Here is a 2,070-nt window from a genome sequence, read left to right as displayed (position 1 = left end):
GAGGACTGGCGCGACGTGCTGGCCTCCGACGAGCCCCGCATGCCGCACCTGGTCATGCAGGGCAACGCCGTGTTCCGCTGGGCCGCCTTCGAGATGGCCAAGGTCGCCCACAGCACCCTGGACCGCACCGGCATCACGGTCGACGACCTCGACGTCTTCGTGCCCCACCAGGCCAACATGCGCATCATCGACGCCATGGCGCGCGCGATGAAGCTGCCCGAGCACGTGACCATCGCCCGCGACGTGGCCGACCAGGGCAACAGCTCGGCCGCCTCGGTGCCCCTTGCCCTGGACCGGCTGGTGCAGGAGGGTCAGGCGAAGAGCGGCGACACCGCCCTCCTCATCGCCTTCGGCGCCGGCCTGGCCTACGCCGCCCAGGTGGTGACCATCCCCTGATGCACCGCCCCCGCTGATCACCTGCCGGGCACCTCGCCCGCAGGAGCCGCCGTACCTCCCACCCGAGGTGGGCGGGCGCACGACCCGCACGATCCCTGTACGACGAACCGAACACGACTCACCTAGGAGCCCCCATGGCCAGCAAGACCGAGATCCAGACCGACCTCGCCGCCATCGTCGAGGAGATCGCCGGCGTCCCGGCCGACGACGTCCAGCCCGACAAGGAGTTCATCGCCGACCTCGACGTCGACTCGCTGTCGATGGTGGAGATCGTCGTGGCCGCCGAGGAGAAGTTCGGCGTGCGCATCCCCGACAACGACGTGAAGAACCTGAAGACCGTCGGCAACGCCGTCGACTACATCGACAACGCCCAGGCCTGAGCCCAGGCCCGCTCGGTCCCGCCCGCTCGCTCGCACGACCCGGCCGACGTCTGACCGCGACGGCCCACGAACAGGAGAACCCATGACCAGCACCCGTGTCCTGGTGACCGGACTCGGCACCACCTCGCCGCTCGGCGGCGACGTGGAGTCGACGTGGTCCGGTCTGCTCGAGGGCCGCTCCGGCGTCGACGTGCTCAAGCACGACTGGGCCGAGCAGCTGTCCACGCAGATCGCGGCCGAGGTCGCGGTCGAGCCCGGCGACGTGCTCGACCGCGTCAAGGCCCGCCGTCTCGACCGCTCCGGCCAGCTCGCGCTGGTCGCGGCGCTCGAGGCGTGGGCGGACGCCGGCTTCGGTGAGGACGGCGCGTCCGTCGACTCCGAGCGCCTGGCGGTGGCGATGGCGTCGGGCATCGGCGGCGTCACGACGCTGCTGAACAACTACGACAGCCTGCGCGACAAGGGACCGCGTCGGGTCTCGCCGCTGGCGATCCCGATGCTCATGCCCAACGGGCCCGCGGCGGCGATCGGCCTGTCCATCGGCGCCAAGGCCGGCGTCCACACGCCCGTCTCGGCCTGCGCCTCGGGCAACGAGGCCATCTCGCTCGGCATCGACCTGATCCGCCTCGGCCGGGCCGACGTGGTCGTCGTCGGTGGCACAGAGGCCGCGGTCCACGCGCTGCCGATGGCCGCGTTCGGGCAGATGATGGCGCTGTCCAAGCGCAACGACGAGCCCGAGCTGGCCTCCCGCCCCTGGGACAAGGGTCGCGACGGCTTCGTCCTCGGTGAGGGCGCTGCGGTGCTGGTTCTCGAGTCGGAGGCCCACGCCACCGCCCGCGGCGCCAAGGTGTACGCCGAGGCCTCCGGCGCCGGCATCACGGCGGACTCCCACGACATCGCCCAGCCCGACCCGGCCGGCCTCGGAGCCACCCGGGCCATGAAGATCGCGCTGCGTGAGTCGGGGCTCTCGGCCTCCGACATCGTCCACATCAACGCCCACGCCACCTCCACCCCCCAGGGCGACGTGGCGGAGGCGGGCGCCATCAAGAACGCGCTCGGCGACGCCTCCGACGGCGTGGTGCTCACCTCGACCAAGTCGATGACCGGCCACCTGCTCGGTGCCGCTGGGGCGCTGGAGTCGATCTCGACGGTGCTCGCCCTGCACCACCGGGTCGTGCCGCCGACGATCAACCTCGACGACCCCGAGGACATCGGCCTCGACATCGCCACCGCGAAGCGCGACCTGCCGGCCGAGGGCGACCTCGCGGCGCTGAACAACTCGTTCGGCTTCGGCGGC

Annotated in this window: 3 protein-coding genes; all 3 read left to right on the top strand. The window is 71.8% G+C overall.

The features are described 5' to 3' along the window. A partial coding sequence (locus RMN98_RS00645; protein WP_309646868.1) for a 3-oxoacyl-[acyl-carrier-protein] synthase III C-terminal domain-containing protein occupies positions 1-396 on the top strand: 396 nt, incomplete at its 5' end. A 134-nt stretch (positions 397-530) separates the two neighbouring features. Continuing rightward, positions 531-776, top strand: a complete 246-nt coding sequence (locus RMN98_RS00640; RefSeq protein WP_309646867.1) for an acyl carrier protein — start codon at positions 531-533, stop codon at positions 774-776. Positions 777-858: 82 nt separating this feature from the next. After that, on the top strand, positions 859-2,070 hold a 1,212-nt coding region (locus tag RMN98_RS00635), incomplete at its 3' end, for a beta-ketoacyl-ACP synthase II (RefSeq protein WP_309646866.1).

The sequence above is a fragment of the Nocardioides sp. genome (assembly GCF_031397825.1).
GTDB lineage: Bacteria > Actinomycetota > Actinomycetes > Propionibacteriales > Nocardioidaceae > Nocardioides.
Note: the sequence above shows the minus strand (reverse complement) of the source record. Positions and strands in the feature narration are given on the sequence as shown.